Here is a 24487-nt window from a genome sequence, read left to right as displayed (position 1 = left end):
ATAGAAAACGTGACTGCCTTCCTCGACCGCGCCGACGCCGGGGATGGCGTAGACCCGCATCGTGCCGGGTGTGAGTTCGCGTCTCGAACGATAGGCGTCGGGCGCCTTGGCCGCTTCGCAGCTCTTGGCATAGCCTTCGACGAAGGTGGTGCGCGTGGCGGTCAGGCCGCCCCTGTCGTGATAGAATTCGAGATCCTCGGTCACCAGATCAGCCAGGGCTGCGGGATCGCAAAGGTCGAACATGGTGGTGAACAGCGCAATGTCGCGCGCGGCGATGACCGTGGTCAGTTCAGGTTGGTCGGGAATCCGGATCGCCTCAGTGGCAGCCGGAGTCTGCGCCCCACTCAAGGACAGGGCGGTTGCGAACAGTGCGGCGATAAGCATCGGCAGCGTCTCATGCAGAAGGGATCAGGCGCTTTTGGTGCGTCTGGAATGCGCGAAATTCCCGTGAATCTTTGGTCACTTGGGCTCGTCACGAAAGCCGTGACTGGACGCCGCTTCAATTCAGTTCATCATTCCCTATCTGATAGCCAAGACGACTCCCCATTACGGAATACGAATGCCCATACAAAGGCCCGGTGAAACCGGGGGCGGTCAAGGAACCGCCACCGTCACCGAAACAAAGCCGAAGCTTCAGAAGCCCTCGCTGTATCGAGTGCTGATCCTGAACGACGATTATTCGCCGATGGAATTCGTCGTCTATGTGCTGGAGCGGTTCTTCCAAAAGAGCCGAGAAGAGGCCACCCGCATCATGCTGCATGTGCATCAGCATGGCGTGGGGGTGTGCGGCGTCTTCACCTACGAGGTCGCCGAGACCAAGGTCGCGCAGGTCATCGAAACTGCGCGCCGCCACCAGCACCCTCTGCAATGCACGATGGAAAAGGACTGAGAGGAGCCTCCCAATGCCTTCATTTTCCCGTCCTCTCGAAGAAACCCTGCACCGCGCGGTGGGCTACGCCAACGAGCGCAGGCATGAGTACGCCACGCTTGAGCACCTGCTGCTTTCGCTGATCGACGACCCGGATGCGTCCGGTGTCATGCGCGCCTGCAACGTCGATCTGACGGCGCTCAAGGCTGCGCTGACCCTGTATGTTGACAATGATCTGGCCGCCTTGGCTACGGCCGATGGCGAAGACGCCAAGCCGACGGCAGGCTTCCAGCGCGTGATTCAGCGCGCGGTGATCCATGTCCAGTCATCGGGCCGCGAAGAAGTGTCCGGCGCCAATGTGCTGGTCGCCATCTTCTCCGAGCGCGAGAGCCACGCCGCCTATTTCCTGCAAGAGCAGGACATGACGCGCTACGACGCGGTCAACTTCATCGCCCACGGCATCGCCAAGAAGGCGGGCGCCGCCGAGGCCCGTCCCGCCAAGGGGTCTTCACCTGAAGAGGCCGAGGATCAGTCGACCGTCAAATCGGGCGGCGAGGCGCTGGAAGCCTATTGCGTCGACCTCAATGAGAAGTCGCGTCAGGGCAAGGTCGATCCGCTGATCGGTCGTCAGGCCGAGGTGGACCGCTCGATCCAGATTCTGTGCCGCCGGACCAAGAACAACCCGCTGCTGGTTGGTGATCCCGGCGTTGGCAAGACCGCCATCGCCGAAGGTCTGGCCCGCAAGATCGTCAACGGCGAGGTGCCTGACGTCCTGAAGGACGCCACCATCTATTCGCTCGACATGGGCGCGCTGCTGGCCGGCACCCGCTATCGCGGCGACTTCGAAGAGCGCCTGAAACAGGTGGTCAAGGAGTTGGAGAACCACGAGAACGCGGTCCTGTTCATCGACGAGATCCATACGGTGATCGGCGCTGGCGCGACCTCGGGCGGAGCGATGGATGCGTCCAATCTGCTGAAGCCTGCTCTGGCTTCCGGCACGCTGCGCTGCATGGGTTCGACGACCTACAAGGAATATCGCCAGCACTTCGAGAAGGACCGCGCCCTGGTGCGTCGCTTCCAGAAGATCGACGTCAATGAGCCGACGGTCGAGGATACGGTGAAAATCCTGAAGGGTCTGAAGACCTACTACGAGCAGCACCACAAGGTCCGCTACACCGACAGCGCCATCCGCACCGCGGTTGAGCTTTCGGCCCGCTACATGACCGACCGCAAGCTGCCGGACAAGGCGATCGACGTGATCGACGAAGCCGGGGCCAGCCAGATGCTGCTGACCGAATCCAAGCGGAAAAAGGTCATCGGCCAGAAGGAGGTCGAGGCCGTCATCGCCAAGATGGCCCGCATCCCCGCCAAGTCGGTGTCCAAATCCGACACCGAAAGCCTGCGCGAACTGGAAACCGATCTGAAGCGCGCGGTCTTTGGTCAGGAACAGGCCATCGAACAGGTGTCGGCGGCCATGAAGCTGGCGCGGGCGGGTCTGCGTGATCCGAACAAGCCGATCGGCAGCTTCCTGTTCAGCGGTCCGACCGGCGTGGGCAAAACCGAGGTGGCCAAGCAGCTTGCCTCCACCCTGGGCATAGAGATGCAGCGCTTCGACATGTCGGAATACATGGAGCGCCACACCGTCAGCCGCCTGATCGGGGCGCCTCCGGGCTATGTCGGCCATGATCAGGGCGGGCTTCTGACCGACGCCGTCGACCAGCACCCGCACTCGGTGGTGCTGCTGGACGAAATCGAGAAGGCGCACCCTGATGTGTACAACATCCTGCTGCAGGTGATGGACAACGGCATGCTGACCGACGCGGTGGGCAAGAAGGTCGATTTCAGGAACGTCATCCTGATCATGACCACCAACGCCGGGGCCGCCGACAACGCCCGCGCCTCCATCGGCTTTGGCCGTGGCAAGGTCGAGGGCGAGGACGACAAGGCCATCCAGCGTCTGTTCGCGCCGGAGTTCAGAAACCGTCTGGACGCCATCGTGGCCTTCAAGCCGCTGGGCGCCGAGACGATCCGCTCGGTGGTGACCAAGTTCGTGCTGCAGCTGGAAGCCCAGCTGGCGGACCGCAACATCACCATCGAACTGACAGACGAAGCCGCCGACTGGCTGGCCAAGAACGGCTTCGACGAACTGTACGGCGCGCGTCCTCTGGCGCGGGTCATTCAGGACGCGATCAAGAAGCCGCTGGCCGACGACATCCTGTTCGGGCGTCTGACACGTGGCGGACACGTCAAGGTCCAGCTGAAGGACGGCAAGATCGACTTCGACATCTCCAGCGCCAATGGCGTTCCGGCCAAGTCGGAAGAGGAAGAAGAGACGGCCTGAGTTTCAGCCTGATCACAGAAATGAGGCCCGGACGGAAACTTCCGGGCCTTTTTTCATGCGCGACGTGCCACGGGACGGCATAGTGGGCGGATGGGGGAAACGATCCAAAGAAATCAGGCCGCTGATGCGCTGGTCGCGACAGCGGAGCGGGCGCTGGCGGCGGGTGATCTGAACGGCGCCTTTGGGGCCTATAAGGCCTGTCTGTCGCAGCACCGCGACCATCCGGCGGCGGTGGCGGGCATGGGGCTGTTCCTGGCGCAGCATGGCGAGGCGGCGACGGCGACGCAGTTGCTGAGCCGGGCGATGGAGCTGGCGGATGCGGACCTGCGGGCGAGGGTTGCGCCTGCGCTGGCGGGTTTGCTGGCGGACCTGTCGCCGCGCGCCTGGCATCGGCAACTGGATGCTGATCTGAACGCCTGTTTTGCCGAGGCGAGTGTGGAGCCGCAGGCGCTGGCGCGGGTGACGGCGGAGACCCTGTTGCTGAAACAGGGCGCGTTTGAGGGGACGATTGCGGCGCTGGAGGCGATGGGCGGCGACCCGCTGTGGCTGGCCTTCCTGTCGCGATGCGTGAATGTCAGCGCGGCGATGGAGGCGCGGCTGAATACGGTGCGCGCAGCCTTGCTGGCGGCGGACGGTGCGCAAGGCGAGGGCGTTCGCTCGCTGATCTGTGCGCTGGGGCTGAGCGGGTTCGCATCAGAATATGTCGCCGTGGCGCCGCCCGAGGCCAATGAGGCGGTCGGCCTGATCGCTTCAATGTTTCGGCTGCTGACGGCGGTTGAGGCGACGGCACTGGCGCAGCATGGCCCGATGCAGGCCCAGTTGATCCGTCGCTCGGTTGATGAACCGGCGCGTGAACGGACGCTGCGCGAAACTCTTCCGAGCCTGACGCCGGAGGACGGCGACGCTGTATCGGTCGCGGTGCGTGAACAGTATGAGGCCAATCCCTATCCGCGCTGGAGCGCACCGCCCGCGCCGAAGCCTCGTGCGCTGAGCGATGCGGTCGTCGCCCTGCCGGGGCTGGATCGGCAGGCGTTCGGAGGGCGGCTGGAACGGCTTCTGGTGGCGGGGTGCGGCACGGGGTTCGAGCCGATTGATCTGGCCCGGATGGATCGATCTCTGAACATCACAGCGATGGACCTGAGCCGCACCAGTCTGGCTCACGGCGCGCGGGTGGCGGACGAACTGGGCCTGGCGACTGTGCGGTTCATGCAGGGGGATATTCTGGCGTTGGGCGGAGTGAGCGAACGGTTCGACATCGTCACCTCGACCGGCGTGATCCACCATATGGCGCGGCCCGCGGACGGATTGGTGCAGTTGGCGGGCGTTACGCGGCCGGGCGGGGTGATCCGTCTGGGGCTCTACAGCGAGCGGGCGCGGGCGCTGGTGCGCATGGCGCATGACCTGATCGCGGAAAAGGGATGGTGCGCGACGGATGCGGACATCCGGGCGTTCCGGGCGCATGTGCTGGCCCTGCCGGATGGGGAGCCTTTGGCGCAGTTGAGGGAGAGCGCGGATTTCTACAGCCTGAGCGGCTGTCGCGATCTGGTCTTCCATGTGCAGGAACATCGCTACACCCCGCCGCAACTGGCCGAACTGGTCGCGGGCGCGGGCCTGCGACTGGTCGGGTTTGAGGCGCCGCCTGAAGCGACAGGGCGGTTCCGCGAGATGTTCGGGGCGGCGGATCCGCTGGATATGAACCTGTGGGATCGGCTGGAGACACAGCATCCGACCCTGTTCGCCGGCATGTATCACCTGTGGGCGCAGAAGGCTGCTTAGGCCTCTCCAATAAACCAAATCTCGTCACCCTCGGGCTTGTCCCGAGGGCCTATGTGGAAACGTCGAGCGGTCTGGCGATTGCATGCCAATGCTCCACCAAGTGCGATGATGGATGGGCCCTCGGGACAAGCCCGAGGGTGACGGGTTGTGGGGTGGTTAGCTCCGCTTGTACGGCGACAGTTCTTCCGTCATCGCCGCCATTTCCGCCTCAATCGCGGGGCGTTCGCCGTCCAGATAGCGGGTGACGGGATCACGCAACGCCGGATCGGCGATGAAGTGGGCGGAATAGACAGGCGAGGGCAGGTAGCCGCGTGCAATCTTGTGCTCGCCCTGTGCACCCGCCTCGACGCGGGACAGGCCGCGCGAAATGGCGAACGCGGTGGCCTGATAATAGCACAGCTCGAAATGCAGGAAGGGCACGTCCTCCAGCGTTCCCCACTGACGGCCATAGAGGGCTTCATCTCCGATGAAGTTCAGCGCACCCGCGATGGGCGTCCCGTCGCGAAACGCCATCACCAGAGCAATCCGGTCGGCCATTGTCGCGCCGATGCGGGTGAAGAAGTCGCGCGTCAGATAGGGCTGGCCCCACTTGCGCGAGCCGGTGTCCATATAGAAGGCGAAGAAGGCGTCCCAATGCGCCTCGGTCAGGGCGTCGCCGGTCAGGACGCGGATGTCGAGATCAGCCTGTGCGTCGCGGCGTTCGCGCCTGATGGTCTTGCGCCGGTTGGCCGACAGGGCGTTCAGGAAGTCGTCGAAGGTCTGATAGCCGTCGTTGCGCCAGATGAACTGGATGTCCTGACGCGGCAGCAACCCGGCCTGGGTCATGGCGGACCATTCCGGCTCTATGGGAAAGTTGACGTGCAGGGACGACACGCCCAGCCGCTCGGTCAGGGTCAGCGCACCTTGCAGCAGGGCTGTCCGCACGGTGGCGGCGTCGGTGTCGGGGTAGTTCAGGAAGCGGGGGCCGGTCGCAGGCGTGAACGGCACGGCGCCCAGCAGCTTGGGGTAATACCGCCCGCCCGCGCGTTCATAGGCGTCGGCCCAGCTGTGGTCGAAGACGTATTCGCCCTGGCTGTTGCCCTTCAGATAGAGGGGCATGACGCCGAGCACGGCATTGTCTTCGTCACGCAGGGCCAGATGGCGCGGGGCCCAGCCCTGACGCGGGGCGGCGCTGCCGGACGCCTCGCAGGCGTGCAGGAAATCATAGGAGACGAAGGGATCGCCGGTGGGACGCGCGCACGCGTCCCAGGCCTCGCGGCCTATATCGGCGATCTGGTCGTGAACCGAGATCTGAAAGATCAGCGGATCTCCACGATCGCATCGATCTCGACGGCGAAGCCGAGCGGCAGCTTGTAAACGCCGACGGCCGAACGGGCGTGCTTGCCCGCGTCGCCGAAAACCTGAACCATCAGGTCCGAGCAGCCGTTGATGACGGCGGGGATGGCTTCGAAATCAGGACCGGCCTGAACGAAGGCGCCCAGTTTGACGATGCGGACGACGCGCTCCAGGTCGCCATCGACGGCGGCCTTGATCTGGGCGATCAGGTTGATGCCGCACAGGCGGGCGGCCTCGGCTGCCTGTTCCGGGGTTACGTCAACGCCGACGGTGCCCTTGATGCCGCCGTTGGCGTCATTCGACAGCTGGCCCGAGATGGTGATCTGGTTGCCGGAGCGGACGAAGGACACATAGCTGGCGACCGGCTTGGCCGGTTCCGGGAGAGTAATGCCGAGTTCGGCGATGCGGGCTTCAACGGTCATGGGGGCTCCTTTTATCTGGTCGCGGTTTAGCGCGCGGCAAGGGCGGCGTCACCCGTTTGCCGGGTTAAAGCTTCGCCAACCGTCGTGTGCGATGTTGTCGAACATGGATATGCACCTGACGCCCGATGTCGCCGCCTTCCAGGCCGTGCTGGACAGGCTCTCTCTTGGGGACCGCGCCCGCGTGGACGCCGCGCTGGCGCCCGCCGCCGCAAAGGCTGTGGAGGCCGCACCGCACTGGGATTTCGAGCTGCCCGCCAAGGCGGTCGATCTGGTGCTGGGGGCGGATGCGTCCAACGACGTGCGACGGGGGCTGGTGGCGGCGTGGACGCTGCAACTGCCTGACCGGGTGCAGGCGATGGCTCTGCCTGCCGAGGTGATCGCGCTATATCCCTATTGGATCGAACAACTGGCCGCCTTCCTGACCAAGGCTGATGGCGATTATGATTTCGACCACTGGTCCAAGGACGTGCGCTTCTCGCTGGCGCTCAGCGTGCCGGGCGCCAAGAGCCAGGTCATTGATCTGAGTTCACCGGTCGGGCCAGGGCAGATCATCACCCATGTGCGTCAGGGCTGGGGGCTGAAGCCACTGTTCCGCTATCTGGCGGCGGGGGCGAAGAAGGAGCCGTGGCTGGAGGTTCACACCGAAAGCCGGTGGCTGCGCGGTTTCAACGAGGATGGCTGGAACGAGGCCTGGGCCACAGCGGCGGAAATCTGTCGTACGCGTCCTGAACTGGCAGGCATGATCGGCTCCAGCTGGTTCTATGATCCGCCGCTGACCGAGATCAGCCCGCGTCTGGCCCACCTGCGCCTGAACCCTCTGAACGGCGGCGCCTTCATGGTGCATCAGGGCCCGGCGCCGATCCACACCGAGCGGGCTGGCACGGCGTCGGCATCGCGCAAGGCGTTGATCGACAGCGGCGAATACACCGCCCGGTCGTGGCTTATGATCTGGCCGAGGAAAGAGCTGATCGCCTGGGCGGATCGGCGGAAGGCGGCAGTTTGACTAAAACACCGTCATCCTAGGCCTTGTGCCTAGGATCCATAGACAGAGGCTTCACCGATTGGTCGGAGTGTCAGGCAACGGCCGTTGAGCGGCTGACACCGAGCGTATGGATCCTAGGCACAAGGCCTAGGATGACGAACTTAGGAGGTCGCCAACCGCCATGCCGCCGCGACCGGCTGGATGTCCAGATCAGCAGCCTTGGCCAGACGGATCAGGCGGTCGATGTCCTCGGGACGGCAGCCATACGGCGTCGGCGCGTCGCTGACGTCATGGCCATAGGCGATCAGCCAGCCCTTTGACGCCGCCGTCTCCTCGACCAACTTCTCCAGATCATAGCCCGGCAGGCGACGGCTCTCTAGGCCGACGGCCTGCAGCAGATTACGGTCGGCGCTTCCTGCATTGACGCCATCACGCACGCCTCGTCCGCACAGGAACCGGCTGTCGATCACGGGCTTGGCCGTTCGCGCACAGTCGCCGAACGGATAGGCGAAGGTCTGCATCTCATAACCGTCCAGACGTTCGGCCACCCAAGCGGCGTTGCGGGCCAGACTGGCGTCCAGTTCAGCAGGCGACAGCCTCAGGGTCGAGACGTGCTCATAGGTATGGCAGCCGACCTCATGGCCCGCTTCGTACAGGTCCTGCAGGTGTTCGACCTCGAACTGGGGCAGGTCCATGTTGCGACCGCCCGCCAGACCGCCGCAGACATAATATGTGGCCAGCACCCCATGCTCGACCAGGATGGGCCCGGCCTCGGTCCAGGCGCTGACGGGTATGTCGTCGAACGACAGGCTGAGCACCCCGCGAGCGGGCTGGACGGCCATTGGGCGGACGTCGAGATAGCGGCCTGCGCGACGGCGCATCTTGTCGATAAAGGCGTTCATGACGCCCTTATGCACGGTTGAGCTTAAGGGCGGGTTTCAGACGATGACCGGTTGCGCGGTCAGACCACGCACGCCGAAGACGCGGCGATAGCGTTCGATCTCGGCCGGATCACCCACGGCCTTCTCTGGATTGTCCGACAGTTTGACGGCCGGGCGACCGCCAGCGGCGACCACCTTGCAGACCAGCGAAATCGGCTCCAGTTCCGGTGCGAAGGCGGGGGAACAGTCGCGGAAATCATTGGTCAGATTGGTGCCCCAGCCGAAGCTGAGACGGGCGCGGCCGTGGAAATGGGCGTGGGTCGCCTCGATGCCGTCGATGTCCATGCCGTCCGAGAAGATCAGCAGCTTATCTTTCGGATCGCGCCCATGCGATTTCCACCAGTCGATCAGGCGCTCGCCCGCCGGGATGGGCGGCGCGGAATCGGGGCGGAAGCCGGTCCAGTCTGCGACCCATTCCGGCGCCTGCTCCAGAAACGCCTCGGTGCCGAAGGCGTCGGGCAGGACGATCAGCAGATTGCCCGCATAGTGCCTGCGCCATTCGTCCAGCACGGCATAGGGGGTCTGGGCCAGGGTGGCGTCGTCCGGGGCCAGAGCCGCCAGCACCATCGGCAGTTCATGGCCATTGGTGCCGATGGCCTCCAGATCATTTTCCATCGCGTGCAGCACATTCGAGGTGCCGATGAAGGACGATCCCAGCCCTTCCTTCAGCGCCTGAATGCACCAGCGTTGCCACAGGAAGCCGTGGCGACGCCGCGTGCCGAAATCCGACAGGGCCAGATCGGGCAAGAGCCGCAGCCGCTCCACCTTGGACCACAGCCGGGTCTTGGCGCGGGAATACAGGATGTCCAGTTCGAACCGTCCCAGACGCCGCATCCCGACCCGGCAGCGCAGTTCGTTCAGAATGGCCAGCGCGGGGATCTCCCACAGGGTCACATCGGCCCAGCCGCCAGAGAAGGTCAGCACATACTGCCCGTCCTCAACCGACAGGTCATATTCGGGCAGTTGATAGTCGGTCAGCCAGGCGATGAAGTCGGGCGAGAAGATCTGCTTCACGCCATAGAAGCTGTTGCCCGCCAGCCAGACCAACTCCTTGTTGGTGAAGCGCAGGGTGCGGGCGTGATCCAGATGATCGCGCAGCACGCCGATGTCGATTTCCTCGGCCAGACGCACGCGTTTGGTGCGATTGATGACCTGGAAGGTGACCGGCACGTCGCGATGCTCGCGCCAGATCATCTGCAGCATCAGCAGCTTGTAGAAGTCCGTGTCCAGCAGACTGCGAACAATCGGGTCCAGGCGGAAGCCGTGGTCATAGGCGCGTTTTGCGAGGTCCATGATGCTTCCTATGACTTCAGCGCGCGGCCCGCCACTACGGCGTTGTTGCCGAACTTCTCGCGCAGCTTGTCGATGGCGCGTTCGGTCTTCAGGGCGCGGGTTTCGGTGGTCTGGAACAGGCCGGTGGGGGCGTCGTCGGCGTCCTGGATGTCGGCCATGCCGATGCCGATCAGCCGGTAGGGCTGGCCCAGTTCCGGCTTCAGCAGGTCGCGTCCGGCGGCGAACAGGACGCGGGCGGTCTGGACAGGGTCGGGAAGGGTGATGCGGCGGGTGATGATCTTGAAATCCGTGCGGCGCAATTTCAACACCACCACGCGGCTGGCCACACCGTCGCGCCGCGCCTTGGACGCCAGTTTTTCGCACAGGGGCCATAGCTCGGCGTCCAGCGCCTCGGCTGCGATCAGGTCTTCGTTGAAGGTGGTTTCGGCGCTCATGCCTTTGCGGTCATGGGTCGGGTTTACGGCGCGGGCGTCGCGGGCGTGGGAAAGGTCGTGCAGGCGCAGGCCGGATTCACCGTACCGTTTGACCAGATCGCGCACATCGGCCCGCGCCAGATCGCCGATGGTGGCGTAGCCGTCGCTGCGCAGCGCCTTGCCGAAGACCGGCCCGACGCCGGGCAGGGCTGTGACGGGTTTCGGAGCCAGCAGGGTCTGGGCGTTGACCTTGCCGACGACCGAGAAACCGCGCGGCTTGTCCATCTCTGACGCCATCTTCGCCAGGAAGCGGTTGGGGGCCAGGCCGATGGAGACGGTCAGACCGGTTTCGTCCTCGATCTGTTTCTGAAAACGGATCAGCTGAAAGGCGGGCGGGCCGCCGTTCAGCCGCTCGGTGCCGGACAGGTCGACCCAGGCCTCGTCCAGCGACAGGGGCTGGATCAAGGGCGTCAGCCTGCCCAGAGCGCCAAGGATGCGTTCGGATTCAAAGACGTATTTGGTGAAGTTCGGCTTGATGACCACGGCCTCAGGACAGGCCTTCAACGCCTTGAACATCGGCATGGCCGAGCCGACGCCGTACTGGCGCGCGACGTAGCAGGCGGTGGAGACGACGCCGCGCTTGCCCCCGCCGATGATGACCGGCTTGTCGCGCAGTTCGGGCCGGTCGCGCTTCTCCACCGAGGCGTAGAAGGCGTCGCAGTCCATGTGGGCGATGGACAACTGATCCAGTTCGGGGTCCGCGACGATCCGGCGCGACCCACATGACGGGCAGCGGCGATCAGGCGGTCCGGCGGGGTCTTCGCCGGTCCACAGGCAGTCGCGACAGATGGCCTTTATGGCCACGCTTAAGGTCTCCGTAAGGTTGGCTTCATCCCAACTTAAGACTGCTTGCCCACTATCGCATCCAACGAAGCGTCCCGCGTATGGGGGAGCGCAGGTCAGGTGATGATGTCCAAGAAAGTCCTCATCGTCGAGGATAACGAGCTGAACATGAAGCTTTTTCATGATCTGCTCGATTCTCAGGGGTATGAAACCCTGCAGACCCGTGAGGGACTGCAGGCCCTGGCGCTGGCGCGCGCGCACCTTCCCGATCTGATCCTGATGGATATTCAGCTGCCTGAAATCTCTGGTCTGGAGGTCACCAAGTGGCTGAAGGATGACGAGGAATTGCACCACATCCCGGTCATCGCCGTGACCGCCTTCGCCATGAAGGGTGATGAGGAACGCATCCGCCAGGGCGGCTGCGAGGCCTATATCTCCAAGCCCATATCGGTGATGCATTTCCTCGAAACAGTCCGGCAGCACCTGGGATGAGCGCGCGGGTCATGGTCGTGGACGACGTTGAGGCCAACGTGCGTCTGCTGGAAGCCAAGCTGACCATCGAGTATTTCGAGGTCGTATCCTGCCACGACGGTCTGACGGCGCTGACGCTGGCGGCCGAAACCCAGCCGGATCTGATCCTGCTGGACGTCATGATGCCGGGCATGGACGGGTTTGAAACCTGTCGCCGTTTGAAGGCTCAGGCCGAGACGCGGCATATTCCGGTGGTGCTGGTCACAGCCCTGGACGGTCGTGAAGACAAGATTCGCGGGCTGGAGGCGGGGGCAGACGACTTCATCACCAAGCCGCTGGACGATGTGATCCTGTTCGCGCGTGTGCGCTCGCTGAGCCGTCTGAAACAGGTGATGGACGAACTGCGCGAGCGTGAGGAAAACAGCCGCCGCATCGGCGTCAGCACAGACAGCGACAGGCGGCTGCGGGCCGAGGGCGGTCGGGTTCTGATCGTCGACGACAATGCGGCGCAGGCCCAGAAGATCGCCGACCAACTGGGCGTCGAACACCGCGTGACCATCGAGGCGAACGCCGAGGCGGCGATCACAGCCGCGCGTGGTCCGCTGGACCTTGTCATCGTCAATGTGGCGGCGGACACTTTTGACGGCCTGCGCGTGCTGGCCTTGTCCAAGTCGGGCGATGCGCGTCGGGCGCCGGTGCTGGCGGTGGTCGATCCGATGGATCGGGCGCGCATGGTCAAGGCGCTGGAGCTGGGCGCCGCGGACGTGGTCAACCGGCCCATCGACCCGGACGAGTTGTCGGCGCGCGCGCGCACCCAGATCCGTCGCAAGCGTTACACCGACTTCCTGCGCGACAAGCTGGATTCCAGCCTTGAGCTGGCGGTGACGGACGCCCTGACCGGGCTGCATAATCGTCGATACATGTCCGGCCAACTGGACGCCCTGGTGAACCGGGCCAGACACGGGGGCAGTTCTGTCGCCCTGCTGGTGCTGGACATCGATCACTTCAAGCTGGTGAACGATGGGTTTGGCCATGATGCAGGCGATGAGGTTCTGATCGAGTTCGCCGTGCGTCTGGCGACCAATGTGCGGGCCGTGGACCTGCCGTGCCGTCTGGGCGGCGAGGAGTTCGTTGTCGTCATGCCGGGCGCGGCGTTGGAGGACGCAGAGCGCGTCGCCGAGCGGATTCGCCGGGATGTGGCCTCTCAGCCGTTCCGCATCATGGGCGGCAAGGAAATGCTGACCATCACCATATCCATCGGCGTGGCGGCGACCGGCGGGGCGGACGATACGCCGGAACTGCTGCTGAAACGCGCTGACGAAGGCGTGTACGAGGCCAAGGCCAGAGGGCGGAACATTGTCATCGCCAAGGCCGCCTGAAGTCCCTTCGGCGGCCCCGACGACAGCGCATTTCGGACAAAGAAAAACGCCCGGCTGAGTGATCAGCCGGGCGTTATATTTTCTAGCAGATCAAGTGCTTACTTGATCTTGCCTTCCTTGAAGTCGACGTGCTTGCGCACGACCGGGTCGTACTTCTTGACGACCATTTTTTCGGTCATGGTGCGGGCGTTCTTCTTGGTGACATAGAAGAAGCCGGTGTCAGCTGTGGAGTTCAGACGGATTTTGATGGAAGCCGGTTTGGCCATCGGAATACCTCTACGACGGCGACAGCCGCTTAAAATAAGAGGCGCGGAACATACTCAGGCACGGCCTAAAGTCAACGGGCGTGATGCCACGTTGATAGGGGATTTCGCACATATAGGGTCGGAGCATGAAATTAGCATACGCGCTGGCCGCGACGGCCCTGGGTTTCTCCCTTTCATCCTGTGCTGGCGGGGCTGAATCCCCGAATCCGCAGGACGCCTTCTTCGCCAACCTGACCGCCCTGTGCGGCCAACGATTCGAGGGGCGGGTTGTCACGACTGATCCGGCAGACGCTGATTTCGCCAATAAGCGACTGTTGATGCATGTCCGTGACTGCTCGGACGGAGAGATTCGCATTCCCTTCGCCGTGGGCGACGACCGTTCGCGGACCTGGGTTGTGACCAGGCGTGATATCGGTCTGCGCCTGAAGCACGATCACCGGCATGAGGACGGCACGACCGACGTGCTGCACTGGTACGGCGGCGATACGGTCAACGAAGGCACGGCGGAGCGGCAGGAGTTCCCGGTGGACGCCGAATCCATCGCCCTGTTCAACGCCAACAACGCAGCGGCTTCGACCACCAACGTCTGGGCGCTTGAGGTCCATCCACATGAGACCTTCGCCTATGAACTGCGGCGTCCCAACCGGCATTTCCGGGTCGAGTTCGACCTGACCAAGCCGGTCGCCCAGTAGGTCAGACGACGCGCCAGGGCTGGAGCGGACGCACCGTCGCACAGGCGGGCGTCCCATCCTTGCCGCGCCCGGGCAGGATGACCTCCAACGCCTTGCCATCACGCGCCTGAGCCAGCAGGGCGGCGGGGATGTCGTGAATGTCGATCTTGGCGCGGCGGCTCCATTCGCTGCCGTGCTGGCCAGCCGATGCGCCGATGCAGATATAGACGAAGCGGCGTGTGGGGCCTTCGCGCCGCACGAAGGGGCCGGTGAAGCGGGTGTCGTCGGTCAGGGTGACCGGCACGTCGAAACTGAGCGGGCTGTCGCTGGCGATGCGGGCCTCGACGGGGGCGTTGGCCTTGTCCTGCAGGCTGTAGGCGACGCGGGGGACCGGGGCGTGGATCGTCAGCCGAAGGGTGATGGTCTGGCCCGCCATGTCCTTAGTCCCTGTGTTCCACCACATGCTGGCCGCGCACCATGCGAACGAAGGGCAGGGGGCGGTCGGGGTGCTCCAGCCGTTCGGCCAACTCCCCCAGCACGAAACGGGTGATGGCGGGCAGGTCCAGGGCGCGGGCCTCGTCCAGAGGCAGCCAGGCGATCTCGTCCAGTTCACCAGAGCCTGAGGTCGGTTCGGGCGTCAGCAGGGCCTCGGCCGGGGCCATGAAGAAACGGGCGTCAAAGCGGCGCGTGCGCCCCGGCGGGGTGATGGCGCGGGCGATGTAGGACAGGACGGACAGGTCGGGCAGGGCGCCCGTCTGTCGGTATTCCCGCCACGGCCCGGCGACACTGGCTGGCGGGGCGGGGCGACCCAGGATCAGGCCGGTTTCTTCGAACGTCTCGCGCACCGCCGTCAGGGCCAGGGCGCGGGCGCGGCCGTCAGCCGACGCGCTGCATCGGAGGACAGGTCGCCAGCCGAGGCGGCGGTGAAGTCCGCCCTGTCTATGCGCCCGCCCGGAAAGACCCATTTCGACGCCATGAAGACATGGCCGGGCGCGCGGCGGCCCATCAGGACTTCGGGTTTCGATCCGCCGCGCGTCAGGATCAGGGTGGCGGCATCCTTCGGCCGCTGGGCGCCGCCGACGCGCGGGGCGTCGGCCAGATCCTGTGCGGCATCGAAGGGCTGGTTCACTTCCGCTTGCCCTTTCGCACGCCCTTCAGGCCGCCAGAGGGACGACCGCCCTTTGGAGGCTTGGGGCCGCCGGGCCGGTTCTTGCCCCGCATGGGCGGGCCGTCGCCGCCGCGTCCACGGATGCCATAGCGCGGGGCCGGGGCGTTGGGATCGCGGGGCTCCGGCTCGCTGAGCATTTCAAAGACCAGACCGCCGGTGACGGGCGTAGCCTCGCGCAGCTTGACCTCGACCATCCGGCCCAGGGTGAACCGCTTGCCGGTGCGTTCGCCGACCAGGGCGTGGGCCCGGTCGTCATGGGTGAAATACTCGCTGCCCAGGGTCGAGACGGGGACCAGACCATCCGCGCCCGTGTCCTCCAGACGGATGAACAGGCCAAAACGAGTCACGCCGGTAATGCGTCCAGCGAAGGTCGCGCCGATATGCTCCTCAAGGAAGGCGGCGATATAGCGGTCCATCGCGTCGCGTTCAGCGGCCATGGAGCGCCGCTCGGTCGAGGTGACCTGTTCGGCGATGGCGGGCAGTTCGGCGATCTCGCGGTCGGTCAGACCGTCCTTGCCGAGATTCAATGCGCGGATCAGGCCCCGGTGCACGATCAGGTCGGAATAGCGCCGGATCGGCGAGGTGAAGTGGGCGTAGCGGTCAAGGTTCAGACCGAAGTGGCCCACGTTCTCAGGCGAATAGATAGCCTGCATCTGGGTGCGCAGGACGACCTCGTTGACCACATCGGCGTGTTCGGTGTCGCGCGTCTCGTCCAGCAGCTTGTTGAACCGCTTGGTCGTGCCCGGCTCGCCCTTGTTCCACGGCTTGCCGATGGTGTGCAGGAAGTCGGCCAGATTGAAGATCTTCTCCTGACTGGGCGCGTCGTGGATGCGGTAGATCAGCGGCGTCTTCTTCTGCTCCAGCGTCTCGGCGGCGCAGACGTTGGCCTGGATCATCATCTCCTCGATCAGCCGGTGCGCCTCAAGCGAGGTGCGCTTCTCGATGGAGGCGATACCGCCATCCGGCGCCATTCGGATGTGGCGCTCGGCGGATTCGATCTGCAGGGGGCTGCGCTTCAGGCGGCCCTTCAGCATGGCGTGATAGGCGTTCCACAGCGGATAGAGGATGGCCTCCATGATCGGGCCGGTGGCGTCGTCAGTCTGGCCGTCGATGGCGGCCTGAGCCTGTTCATAGCTAAGCTTGGCGTGCGAGCGCATCAGGCCGCGCACGAACTTGTGGCCCGTCTTGCGGCCATCCTTGTCGAAGACCATGCGCACGGCCATGCAGGCGCGGTTCTCGCCTTCCTTCAAGCTGCACAGGCCGTTCGACAGCAGTTCCGGCAGCATCGGCTCGACGCGGTCGGGGAAGTAGGTCGAGTTGCCCTTTTCGCGGGCCTCGCGGTCCAGTTGGGAGCCGGGACGGACGTAGGCGGCGACATCGGCGATGGCGACCCAGACGATCCAGCCGCCTTCATTCTTGGGGTCTTCGTCGCGCACGGCATAGACGGCGTCGTCGTGGTCGCGCGCGTCGGCAGGGTCGATGGTGATAAAGGGAACGTCGCGCAGGTCTTCGCGGCCCTTCAGCGTCGGCAGTTCCTGATCCTCGGCCTCGCGCTCGACGGCCTCGGAGAAGCCGGTCGGGATGCTGTGGGCGTAGATGGCGATCAGGGAGGCGGCGCGGGGATCGTCCTCCTTACCGATGTTCTCAAGGATTTTGCCGCGTTTGGGGCCATAGCGATGCTCGCCCTTTTCGATGGCGGCCAGGACCAGATCGCCGTCGCGCAGGTCGCCGGACTGGGCCTGAGGCACCAGCAGCACGTCCTTGGAGCGGCGGTCGACCGGCTCGACCCGCGTCTCGCGCGCCGATTTGCGGATCACGCCCAGAACACGGTTCGTGCCGATATCCAGTTTCTTGATCAGGCGGGCTTCCCAGCCCTCGGCGCCGCGCTGGAACTTGACCAGCAGCCGGTCGCCCATGCCGGGGGCGGCCTTGGTCTTGTCGGGGATCAGCAGCGCGTGCGGCGCGTCGGGGCTGGCCTCGACCAGACGGACGTACATTTCGCCGTCGGCGTCGCGCTCGATCACATCGGCGACGCCGACGGGGGGCAGGGCGCCGGCTTCGGAAAAGCCCTTGCGGCCGCGTTTGCCCAGTTTTCCTTCGGCTTCCAGCTCGCGGATCATTTCGCGCAGGGCCCGGCGGTCACCGCCCTTCAGCCCGAAGTGGCGTGCGATGTCGGTCTTCTCGGCCGATCCGGCCTCGCGCAGGAAGGCGAGGAGGGTGTCTTTGTCGGGGAGACCGGCAGGCGGCCTCTTGGGTGAATTGCTCATTATGTCTTTCGTAGCGCGGAACCGCGCCCTTGGGTCAAATCTTGCATGAGTTGACCGAGTGATTGCGGAGCTTCAGCTTCCGCTGAACCCCGAATGGAGTCGTTGATGTCCCTCTCTGCACCCGCCCTGAGCGCGCCTGTGAAGTCGCCGCTGGATCTGATCGGCAAGACGCCGATGGTGGAGGTGACGAAGATCGACACCGGGAAATGCCGGCTGCTGCTCAAGCTGGAATCCCAGAACCCCGGCGGATCGATCAAGGACCGGATTGCGGTCGAGATGTTGGATGCGGCGGAGAAGGAAGGCTTCCTGAAAGAGGGCGGCACCATCGTCGAGGCGACGGCCGGCAATACGGGCCTGGCGCTGACACTGGTCGGCCGGGCGCGGGGATATAAGGTGCTTCTGGTCATTCCTGACAAGATGTCCAAGGAAAAGATCCAGCATCTGCGGGCCATGGGCGCCGATGTACGCCTGACGCGCTCGGACGTTCCGCACGGGCATCCTGAATATTACACTGACATGGCCGAGCGTCTGGCGCAGGGCATTCCGGGCGGCTTCTACGTCAACCAGTTCGCCAATGACGCCAATGCCGAAGCCCATGTGAAGACCACGGGGCCGGAAATCTGGAGCCAGACCGGCGGCGATATCGACGCCTTGGTCGCAGGGATCGGCTCGGGCGGGACGATCACCGGCACGGCGCGCTATCTGAAGAGCGTTGGCTCCAAGGCCGAGATCATTCTGGCCGATCCGGTCGGTTCGACGCTGGCGGGCATCGTCAACGAGGGCGTGCCGGGGCCGGAAGGCAGCTACACCGTCGAGGGCATCGGTCAGAATTTCGTGCCTGATACGGCGGACATGAGCCTGATCGACAAGGCCTATTCGATCTCTGACGCCGAGGCGATCAGCACGGCGCGCGATCTGCTGCTGAAGGAAGGGATTCTGGCGGGCTCGTCGTCCGGCACCCTGATCGCCGCCGCCCTGCGCTGGTGCCGCGAGCAGACCGAGGCCAAGACCTGCGTCACCTTCGTCTGCGACACCGGCGCCAAATATCTGTCCAAGGTCTATAACGACGCCTGGCTGGCCGATCAGGGTCTGGGCGAGCGCCAGTTGCATGGCGACCTGTCGGACCTGATCAACCGCAAATACGAAAAGGGCGATGTGGTCGTCGCCGGGCCGGACGACACCCTGGACACCGCCTTCAAGCGGATGAAGGGCGCCGACGTGTCGCAACTGCCGATCATCGACGATGGCCGTCTGGTCGGCATTCTGGACGAAAGCGACCTGATCCAGGTGATGAACACCGACGAGATCACGCGTAATGAACGCTTCGCCAAGCCGGTGTCGTCGGCCATGACGCGCGATCTGGATACGGTTCAGGTGAATGAGTCTCTGGACGCCCTGATCCCCGTCTTCGACCGCGACCGGGTGGCCATCGTGCTGGACGGCGAGAAGTTCGTCGGCCTGATCACCCGCACCGACCTGATCAACCACCTCAGCCTGAATCGCTAAGCTCATGTCTGACAAGAAAAACAGCCAGGGTTTCTCGACCCGCGCCATCCACGCCGGTCAGCATCCCGACCCGACCACGGGCGCCGTGATGACGCCGATCTACGCCACCTCGACCTATGCCCAGGAAAGTCCGGGTGTGAACAAGGGGTACGAATATGCGCGAGGCAAGAACCCGACGCGTGAGGCGTTCGAGGCCTGTATCGCTGATCTGGAAGGCGGCACGCACGGGTTCGGTTTCGGCTCGGGCATGGCGGCGACCTCGACGGCGCTGGAGCTGCTGGACGCGGGCGATCACATCGTGACGGGTGATGATCTGTACGGCGGATCGTGGCGCCTGTTCGAGCGGGTGCGTCGGCGCACCATGGGGCTGGACTTCGCCTATGTGGACCTGAGCGACATCGCCGCGGTCGAGGCGGCGATCACGCCCAAGACGAAGATGCTGTGGGTCGAGACGCCGACCAATCCGCTGATGAAGCTGGCCGACATCGCCGCCCTGTCCAAGGTGGCCAAGGCACATGGCCTGCTGCTGGTGGTGGATAACACCTTCGCCACCCCCTTCTGCCAGCAGCCGCTGGGACTGGGCGCGGACATCGTCATGCACTCCGCGACCAAATATCTGAACGGCCATTCGGACATCATCGGCGGCGTGCTGGTGACGGGTGACGCCGATCTGGCGACGCGGATCAAGTTCCTGCAGAACTCGGTCGGCGGGATCATGGGGCCGTTCGACGCCTTCCTGGCCAATCGCGGCCTGAAGACGCTGGCGCTGCGGATGAAGGCGCACTGCGAGAACGCGCTGACCATCGCCCGCTGGCTGGAGACGCGCTCAGGCATCGCCAAGGTCATCTATCCCGGCCTGATCGCCCACCCGCAGCACGAGCTGGCCGCGCGCCAGATGAGCGGCGGGTTCGGCGGCATGGTGACGGTGATCCTGGACGGCGATCTGGAGCGCACCAAGCGCGTTCTGGAGCGGGTGCAGGTCTTTACGCTGGCGGAGTCGCTGGGCGGCGTCGAAAGCCTGGTGAACCACCCGGCGATCATGACCCACGCCTCGGTCCCGAAAGAAGTCCGCGAAGCAGGCGGCGTGACGGATAATCTGATCCGCCTGTCGGTTGGAGTGGAGAATGTCGAGGACCTGATCGCCGATCTGGATCAGGCGCTGGCCTGATGGGGTTTCAGACCGTCATCCTTGCCACGACGACGGGATGACGGTCTGAACGAAAACTCAACCCGGCAGGGCGGTCTGGTGGCCGGTGACGGGGGGCAGTTTCTTCTTGGGCGCGGCGCGTTTCACCGGGGCTTTTGCGGCCTTTGGCAGAGACGCGCGACGCGCGATTTCGGTGTCGATGACCGGCAGGATGTCGGAGGCGGCGATCACCTGCGTCGAGGCGCCGGTCTCGACCAGACGCGCAGCATTGGCGCGCAGGCTGACAAGGTCAGCATCGGTCATTGCGGGGATCATGTCGGCGAGCGGGGTCATGGCGGCATCCGTTTGGAAACGGCGTCAGGGCCGGCGCGACAGGCGCCAGCCCTTCAGCTGATTGAAGGCGATTTCCACCGTCACACGGTCGCCCAACAGCGAGACGCCCGTCTGGGCGCCCAGAGAGGGCAGGACCGTGATCAGATGGCCGTTGTCCAGGCGGACACGGCGACCGCCCAGCGGCAGCAGACGAGTTATCTCGCCGTCAAAGGCGATGACGCCCATCTTGGTCGTGGGCGGTTCGTTCGTGTTGGACGCCTGGAGCGTGTCCTACTCCGCCGCCTTGAGACGGCCGGCGGATTCCTTGCCCGAGCGCGAGTCGCGCTCGATTTCGTAGGCGATTTTCTGGCCTTCGTTCAGAGAACCCACGTCCGAGGTTTCGACGGCCGAGGCGTGGACGAAGACGTCCTTGCCGCCGTCATCGGGAGCGATGAAGCCGTAGCCTTTGGTGGGGTTGTACCATTTAACAGTGCCGGTAGCCATTTGGAGACCTCCGTCTGGCGTTGACCGCAGGGAGGGATCCCTGGTCGGCCTGTCGGGTCTGAATGGGATCGGCTTTTGGACCTCGGTGCGTAGATGCAAAGGGAGCAGCGGCGTTACGCAGTGAGATCGACCTGCTCTAGATGGGAAGCCGACAACCCATGCGCAAGGGCGGGCCGCTCAGAACGCGTATGAGATCTTGGCGACCAGGGCGTCGCCATACTGTTCCCCCGCCGAATGGGCCGAGGTGTCGTAGTAGCGCAGGTCCAGATCCAGCTTCTCCGTCAGGGCATAGGTCACGCCCGCGTTCCAGCCGGTGTAGTCGGGGCCGTTGTCCTGTTCGCGGCGGCCCACGGCGACGGTGCCGTCCAGTTTCGGCGTGAAGGTCCAGCCCACGCGCCCCTCGATCCAGACGAAGCCCTCGTTTGATCCGGCGGCGTCGGGCGAATACTGGACCTGCAGCCGGGCGCGGGCCGGGCCGATGGAGCGGCTGATGTTGCCGGTGAACTCCCAGGTGTCGTTGTCGTAACCGTCGTCGGCGCCCGCACGGTTCTTGTAGGCGACGTTCAGGTCGAACTGATAGCCGAAGGCCTCGGGCTGATAGCCCGCAACCATGTTCAACTCGACCCTGGAGCCGCCCGCCTTGATCGTCTCGAAGCCCGGACCGGCGTAGAACAGGCCGTTGGCGCTTTCCCATGTCGCCGAGCCGAAGGCGTAGGGATCAGTCGCAGACTTGGAGACGTTCTTGGACCGGTTGTCCGAGCCCGCACCGACCTGGAAGTCCCAGTCGCCGCCCGCCTGCGCCAGGGCAGGCGTGGCGAAGGCGGCGAGAACCATGGCAAGACCCAGGGGGGCGAAACCAAACGGGGCAGGCGAGGCGATGCGGATCATGGGAGCTCCAACGCGCAACGAGCGTGTTGGATCGCCTTTAACGCGTGGCGGTCTTCTTCGCGAATTCTTCCGTTGCCTGAGCGAACTCTTGTCGCAGACGACCCACCAGTTCTGCGGTCGGCAGGACGTCGTGGATGGCGCCTGCGCCTTGCCCAGCGGACCAGACGGTCTTCCACGCCTTGGCCTCGTCGCCCATGTCCAGCTTGTGCTCGGGCAGGTGTTTGGGGTCGATGCCGTTCTCGACCAGCGACTTGCTCATGAAGTTGGCGGGGATGCCGGACACGGCGGGCGTGTGGACGATGTCGGTCGAGCCGCTGTCGATGATCATCTGCTTGTAGGCAGGCGCCGCCAAGGCCTCAGTCGTGTTGATGAAACGGGTGCCCATATAGGCGAAGTCGGCGCCCAGCATCAGGGCCGCCGCCACGTCCTGACCGGTCGACAGGGCGCCCGACAGGATGATGGTGCCGTCAAAGAAGCTGCGGACCTCATTGACCAAGGCAAACGGGTTGATGATGCCCGCGTGGCCGCCCGCGCCATTGGCCACCAGGATCAGGCCGTCGACGCCCGCCTCGGCCGCCTTGCGGGCGTGGCGGATGTTGGCGATGTCGTGGAAGACCTGACCGCCATAGCCGTGCACCGCATCGACCACGTCGCGCACCGCGCCCAGCGAGGTGATGATCAGCGGCACCTTCTCTTCGACCGACACCATCATGTCCGCCATCAGACGGGGATTGGTCGGGTGGACGATGTGGTTGACGCCAAACGCGGCGGCGTCCGGCTTCAGCCGCGCCTTGATCTCGTGGATCCACTCCCGATAGCCCTCGGTCGTGCGCTGGTTCAGCGACGGGAAGGTGCCGATGACGCCCGCATTACAGGCCTCGACCACCAGGTCCGGGCCAGAGACCAGAAACATGGGCGCCGAAATGATCGGCAGGGTCAGACCCTTTTGCAGCGATGCGGGAATAGCCACGAGCGTCTCCTTGGTTTTCTTTCGCTACGGATAACCGGCTGTCGCCGGGTAAGGCAATGGGGCGCCGCACGGGGTGCGACGCTGAGGATTTTCTTTGCCGCGTCGAACGCCTAAATGGCGGGCATGACGCATTACACCGACAACCTGAGCCAGCTTGGCGCCCAGACCGCCGCCCCGACCAGCCCTGAAACCGCCGTGCTGGAGCGGGTGCCGAACCCGCACGCGGACACCCTGTATCTGGCCCGGTTCACGGCGCCTGAGTTCACCAGCCTGTGCCCGGTGACCGGCCAGCCCGACTTCGCACACATCGTCATCGACTATGCGCCGGGCGAATGGCTGGTCGAGTCAAAGAGCCTGAAGCTGTACCTGACCAGCTTCCGCAACCACGGCGCCTTCCACGAGGACTGCACCGTCGCCATTGGCCGCAAACTGGCTGATCTGCTGCAGCCGAAATGGCTGCGTATCGGCGGCTACTGGTACCCGCGCGGCGGCATCCCCATCGACGTCTTCTGGCAGACGGGCGTGGCGCCTGAGGGGCTGTGGCTGCCGGATCAAGGTGTGCCGACCTATCGCGGGCGAGGGTGAGATTTAGTCGGGGGAACTTGTCAGGTAATGAATAAAAGTAGTGGAGGTTCGTATGGTGTTCACAAGTGAGCTGCTTCGAGACAAAGTCATTGCCTGACGGACCGTTAAAGACTCGAGGACAGCACTACGTGCCTTGCATGTTGCAAAGCGCGTTTGCGACTGCTGGTCGCGGAAAATTCCCTCAAGTGTATGTCTTCGATAAGAAAGAAGAACGGATCTTTCGCACTGCACCTGCTAACATTCTCCATGAGCGAGATTTCAACCGTTACAATGACGGGAAGTATATCATTTGCATGGAGGATGGCCTCGGAAAAATCGAGGACCAAGCAGCCCCGGTTTTCAAACGGATTGCAGAGGACCGTTCTTTGGTCGGATTGACGTTGGAAGATCGTGTGAAGGTCATGGCCTTTGTAGCGCTCCAGCAGGTCCGAGGGCCGAGCACGCGGATCAATATGATCGACGTCGCAGAGAAGATGCGTGAGCGCGTTCGTTCCATGGGGCATGACCCCGAGGAGGTTCCACAACTTCGGGGAATGGATGATCCAGAAATGGTCAAATTCATCGCAATGAATTTGGCTAGCAAGAATCTTCCTGAGTTCACGAAAATCATTTCGACCAAAATGATGCTGTTGATCGGAGCGGCCCCTGGGACCACCTTCCTGCTAGGCGACCACCCAGTTGTTAAGGCCAATACAAACCAAAATGGGGTTTTGGGGAGCTTGGGCCTTACTTCCGAAGGTATAGAAATTTATTTGCCTATCGCCCCTGATCTCTTATTGGCATTTTGGTGTCCGACATTAGTGCATTTTCTTGAAGTTGGCTTAAAGCAATCTGAAGAAAGTTACCACAATACAGCCCTAATTGCTCTACTGGGGGTGGGGTCTGAGGCTGATCTTTTGCGAAAGGAGCGGGCGAACTTGGGCGCGAGTATTGAAGCTCTGCGGGCGGATTTGGATGCGATCCGAAACCAAAAGCCTCTGATCAGCAACGCTAAAAGTATGGAATACTATAACTCGCTTCAGGTGATTTACGCTGAGCGTCGGGTGATTTCCGCGACGGGCGATTTTGCTTTGGCGTCCAACATGATCGCGGGCAACAATAATCTGCGGAGTGGCCCGAGGTTGGAGCTGCTTTAGGAT

General features: G+C 64.1%; 27 protein-coding genes. 11 read left to right on the top strand and 16 right to left on the bottom strand.

What is annotated here, in order from left to right:
- Nucleotides 1-384, bottom strand: a 384-nt coding sequence (locus QZ281_RS01900) for a DUF4440 domain-containing protein (RefSeq protein WP_292224044.1), incomplete at its 3' end; no start/stop codon positions are given.
- A gap of 175 nt (nt 385-559) precedes the next feature.
- Here QZ281_RS01900 and clpS point away from each other — a divergent pair.
- From clpS to QZ281_RS01885, 3 genes are all read left to right on the top strand, one after another.
- Nucleotides 560-889 carry an ATP-dependent Clp protease adapter ClpS gene (gene clpS, locus QZ281_RS01895; RefSeq protein WP_201097917.1) on the top strand — a complete coding sequence of 110 codons (330 nt, stop codon included), beginning with the start codon at nt 560-562 and terminating at the stop codon, nt 887-889.
- A 13-nt stretch (nt 890-902) separates the two neighbouring features.
- A complete protein-coding gene (gene clpA, locus QZ281_RS01890; protein ID WP_292224041.1) occupies nt 903-3209 on the top strand; it encodes an ATP-dependent Clp protease ATP-binding subunit ClpA in 2307 nt (768 codons plus the stop codon).
- A 90-nt stretch (nt 3210-3299) separates the two neighbouring features.
- Nucleotides 3300-4985: a class I SAM-dependent methyltransferase gene (locus QZ281_RS01885; RefSeq protein WP_292224038.1), complete on the top strand. Its 1686-nt coding sequence runs from the start codon at nt 3300-3302 to the stop codon at nt 4983-4985.
- A gap of 156 nt (nt 4986-5141) precedes the next feature.
- On the opposite strand, the gene QZ281_RS01880 is transcribed toward QZ281_RS01885, so the two are convergent.
- On the bottom strand, nt 5142-6287 hold the full coding sequence (locus QZ281_RS01880; RefSeq protein WP_292224059.1) for a GNAT family N-acetyltransferase: 1146 nt from the start codon (nt 6285-6287) through the stop codon (nt 5142-5144).
- Entirely contained in the window at nt 6284-6742 is a 459-nt protein-coding gene (locus tag QZ281_RS01875) for a RidA family protein (RefSeq protein ID WP_201097911.1), read from the bottom strand. Before QZ281_RS01875 ends, QZ281_RS01880 begins: the two co-directional genes overlap by 4 nt.
- Before the next feature lie 103 nt (nt 6743-6845).
- Here QZ281_RS01875 and QZ281_RS01870 point away from each other — a divergent pair, with 103 nt between their 5' ends.
- On the top strand, nt 6846-7745 hold the full coding sequence (locus tag QZ281_RS01870; RefSeq protein ID WP_292224032.1) for a hypothetical protein: 900 nt from the start codon (nt 6846-6848) through the stop codon (nt 7743-7745).
- Nucleotides 7746-7885: 140 nt separating this feature from the next.
- Here the strand turns inward: QZ281_RS01870 and QZ281_RS01865 are convergent, their stop codons facing one another.
- Genes QZ281_RS01865 through QZ281_RS01855 form a run of 3 tightly spaced genes read right to left on the bottom strand, consistent with a single transcriptional unit; the run spans nt 7886 to nt 11235 of the window.
- Nucleotides 7886-8626: a polysaccharide deacetylase family protein gene (locus QZ281_RS01865; protein ID WP_292224029.1), complete on the bottom strand. Its 741-nt coding sequence runs from the start codon at nt 8624-8626 to the stop codon at nt 7886-7888.
- Nucleotides 8627-8662: 36 nt separating this feature from the next.
- The gene (locus QZ281_RS01860) at nt 8663-9958 is read right to left on the bottom strand and encodes a nicotinate phosphoribosyltransferase (RefSeq protein WP_292224026.1); all 1296 of its coding nucleotides are present in this window, start codon (nt 9956-9958) and stop codon (nt 8663-8665) included.
- An 8-nt stretch (nt 9959-9966) separates the two neighbouring features.
- Nucleotides 9967-11235 carry a DNA polymerase IV gene (locus QZ281_RS01855; protein WP_292224023.1) on the bottom strand — a complete coding sequence of 423 codons (1269 nt, stop codon included), beginning with the start codon at nt 11233-11235 and terminating at the stop codon, nt 9967-9969.
- A gap of 105 nt (nt 11236-11340) precedes the next feature.
- Between QZ281_RS01855 and QZ281_RS01850 the strand changes: the two genes are divergently transcribed.
- Complete coding sequence (locus tag QZ281_RS01850) at nt 11341-11706, top strand: response regulator (RefSeq protein ID WP_201097901.1); 366 nt, start codon at nt 11341-11343, stop codon at nt 11704-11706.
- Nucleotides 11703-13064 carry a PleD family two-component system response regulator gene (locus QZ281_RS01845; RefSeq protein WP_292224020.1) on the top strand — a complete coding sequence of 454 codons (1362 nt, stop codon included), beginning with the start codon at nt 11703-11705 and terminating at the stop codon, nt 13062-13064. Before QZ281_RS01850 ends, QZ281_RS01845 begins: the two co-directional genes overlap by 4 nt.
- 98 nt (nt 13065-13162) lie before the next feature.
- Here QZ281_RS01845 and rpmG read toward each other — a convergent pair whose 3' ends face one another.
- On the bottom strand, nt 13163-13330 hold the full coding sequence (gene rpmG, locus QZ281_RS01840) for a 50S ribosomal protein L33 (protein ID WP_008262536.1): 168 nt from the start codon (nt 13328-13330) through the stop codon (nt 13163-13165).
- Between the two features lie 125 nt (nt 13331-13455).
- On the opposite strand from rpmG, the gene QZ281_RS01835 reads away from it, so the two are divergent.
- Entirely contained in the window at nt 13456-14022 is a 567-nt protein-coding gene (locus tag QZ281_RS01835) for a hypothetical protein (protein ID WP_292224017.1), read from the top strand.
- Nucleotide 14023: 1 nt separating this feature from the next.
- Here QZ281_RS01835 and QZ281_RS01830 read toward each other — a convergent pair whose 3' ends face one another.
- Genes QZ281_RS01830 through rnr form a run of 4 tightly spaced genes read right to left on the bottom strand, consistent with a single transcriptional unit; the run spans nt 14024 to nt 17436 of the window.
- Nucleotides 14024-14437, bottom strand: a complete 414-nt coding sequence (locus tag QZ281_RS01830) for a DUF5990 family protein (protein ID WP_292224016.1) — start codon at nt 14435-14437, stop codon at nt 14024-14026.
- Nucleotides 14438-14441: 4 nt separating this feature from the next.
- Nucleotides 14442-14846: a hypothetical protein gene (locus QZ281_RS01825; RefSeq protein ID WP_292224014.1), complete on the bottom strand. Its 405-nt coding sequence runs from the start codon at nt 14844-14846 to the stop codon at nt 14442-14444.
- A 5-nt stretch (nt 14847-14851) separates the two neighbouring features.
- Nucleotides 14852-15130: a hypothetical protein gene (locus QZ281_RS01820; protein ID WP_292224011.1), complete on the bottom strand. Its 279-nt coding sequence runs from the start codon at nt 15128-15130 to the stop codon at nt 14852-14854.
- Nucleotides 15127-17436 (bottom strand): ribonuclease R, encoded by a 2310-nt coding sequence (rnr, locus tag QZ281_RS01815; RefSeq protein WP_292224008.1) that lies wholly within the window; start codon nt 17434-17436, stop codon nt 15127-15129. Before rnr ends, QZ281_RS01820 begins: the two co-directional genes overlap by 4 nt.
- 105 nt (nt 17437-17541) lie before the next feature.
- On the opposite strand from rnr, the gene QZ281_RS01810 reads away from it, so the two are divergent.
- Together QZ281_RS01810 and QZ281_RS01805 are read left to right on the top strand one after the other, a co-directional pair.
- Nucleotides 17542-18942, top strand: a complete 1401-nt coding sequence (locus QZ281_RS01810; protein WP_292224005.1) for a cystathionine beta-synthase — start codon at nt 17542-17544, stop codon at nt 18940-18942.
- A 4-nt stretch (nt 18943-18946) separates the two neighbouring features.
- On the top strand, nt 18947-20110 hold the full coding sequence (locus QZ281_RS01805) for a cystathionine gamma-synthase (RefSeq protein WP_292224003.1): 1164 nt from the start codon (nt 18947-18949) through the stop codon (nt 20108-20110).
- Between the two features lie 57 nt (nt 20111-20167).
- Here the strand turns inward: QZ281_RS01805 and QZ281_RS01800 are convergent, their stop codons facing one another.
- The 5 genes from QZ281_RS01800 to QZ281_RS01780 form a co-directional block, all read right to left on the bottom strand.
- Nucleotides 20168-20422 carry a hypothetical protein gene (locus tag QZ281_RS01800; protein WP_292224000.1) on the bottom strand — a complete coding sequence of 85 codons (255 nt, stop codon included), beginning with the start codon at nt 20420-20422 and terminating at the stop codon, nt 20168-20170.
- 24 nt (nt 20423-20446) lie between these two features.
- Nucleotides 20447-20647 carry a translation initiation factor IF-1 gene (locus QZ281_RS01795; protein ID WP_292223998.1) on the bottom strand — a complete coding sequence of 67 codons (201 nt, stop codon included), beginning with the start codon at nt 20645-20647 and terminating at the stop codon, nt 20447-20449.
- 45 nt (nt 20648-20692) lie between these two features.
- Nucleotides 20693-20905 (bottom strand): cold-shock protein, encoded by a 213-nt coding sequence (locus tag QZ281_RS01790; RefSeq protein WP_201097883.1) that lies wholly within the window; start codon nt 20903-20905, stop codon nt 20693-20695.
- 177 nt (nt 20906-21082) lie between these two features.
- Nucleotides 21083-21793, bottom strand: coding sequence for a TorF family putative porin (locus tag QZ281_RS01785; protein WP_292223993.1), 711 nt, complete (start codon nt 21791-21793; stop codon nt 21083-21085).
- Nucleotides 21794-21830: 37 nt separating this feature from the next.
- A complete protein-coding gene (locus tag QZ281_RS01780) occupies nt 21831-22763 on the bottom strand; it encodes a nitronate monooxygenase (RefSeq protein WP_292223991.1) in 933 nt (310 codons plus the stop codon).
- A 123-nt stretch (nt 22764-22886) separates the two neighbouring features.
- Between QZ281_RS01780 and queF the strand changes: the two genes are divergently transcribed.
- Together queF and QZ281_RS01770 are read left to right on the top strand one after the other, a co-directional pair.
- On the top strand, nt 22887-23348 hold the full coding sequence (gene queF, locus QZ281_RS01775; RefSeq protein ID WP_292223988.1) for a preQ(1) synthase: 462 nt from the start codon (nt 22887-22889) through the stop codon (nt 23346-23348).
- Between the two features lie 65 nt (nt 23349-23413).
- Nucleotides 23414-24484 carry a DUF4238 domain-containing protein gene (locus QZ281_RS01770; RefSeq protein WP_363297192.1) on the top strand — a complete coding sequence of 357 codons (1071 nt, stop codon included), beginning with the start codon at nt 23414-23416 and terminating at the stop codon, nt 24482-24484.
- Nucleotides 24485-24487 lie beyond the last annotated feature (3 nt).

The sequence above is a fragment of the Brevundimonas sp. genome (assembly GCF_018608325.1).
Classification (GTDB): Bacteria; Pseudomonadota; Alphaproteobacteria; order Caulobacterales; family Caulobacteraceae; genus Brevundimonas.
This window is presented reverse-complemented; position numbering and strand designations above follow the sequence as displayed.